This is a genomic window from Alphaproteobacteria bacterium, assembly GCA_024244705.1.
Lineage (GTDB): Bacteria > Pseudomonadota > Alphaproteobacteria > JAAEOK01 > JAAEOK01 > JAAEOK01.
The window spans coordinates 1-834 of record JAAEOK010000096.1 but is presented as its reverse complement, the minus strand read 5'-3'; the positions used below and the strand labels follow the sequence as shown (position 1 = coordinate 834).

Annotated in this window: 1 protein-coding gene; it reads right to left on the bottom strand. The window is 67.7% G+C overall.

Annotation, left to right across the window (positions count from 1 at the left end):
• Positions 1-834, bottom strand: an 834-nt coding sequence (gene coaBC / locus GY791_18000; GenBank protein MCP4330323.1) for a bifunctional phosphopantothenoylcysteine decarboxylase/phosphopantothenate--cysteine ligase CoaBC, incomplete at both ends; no start/stop codon positions are given.

Here is an 834-nt window from a genome sequence, read left to right as displayed (position 1 = left end):
CTTGCGCTCGAGCTTGGATCTGGCGTTGGTGATCAAGTCGTCGGTCTCGGCCGCGAACCCCACCAGGACCTGTCCGGCCGGCTTCTTCGAGCCGAGATCGACGAGGAAATCATGCGTCGGCTCGAGCACGATCTCGGGCAGGACGCTGCCCTTCTTGATCTTGCGGTCGGCGATCTCCTTCGGCCGGAAGTCGGCCACGGCCGCCGCCATCACGAGGACGTCCTGTTCGGCCGCCAATGGCATCACTGCTGCTTCCATCTCAGCCGTGCTCGACACTTCGATCACCTCCGCCGACAGCGGGGGCTCTCGGCGAACGGTCGTGACCACTGTGACGTCGGCGCCCCGGGCAGCGGCCTCGTGGGCGATGGCATAGGCCTGTTTGCCGCTCGACCGATTGGTGATGACCCGAACGGGGTCTATCGCCTCGCGGGTTCCGCCAGCGGTCACGAGCACCCGCGTGCCGGCGAGGTCACGACCCTGGCTCAAGATGGCTTCGACCTCGGCCACGATGCGCTCGGGACCCGCGAGCCGCCCCGCCCCGACGTCTCCGCCCGCGAGTACTCCCTCATCGGGATCGATGACATGGACCCCGCGGCGGCGGAGCGTGGCGAGATTCTCCTGGACAGCCGGGTGTTCCCACATCTCGGTGTGCATGGCCGGACAGACCAGGACCGGCGCTTCTGTGGCCAGCAACGTCGCCGTCAACAAGCCGTCGGAGATCCCGGCCGCGTAGGAGCCGATGACACGGGCGGTCGCCGGGCATACCAGCACCAGATCGGCCTGCTGACCCATCGTGGTGTGCGGAATCGGGTCGTCGCCGTCCCACAGCGAGGT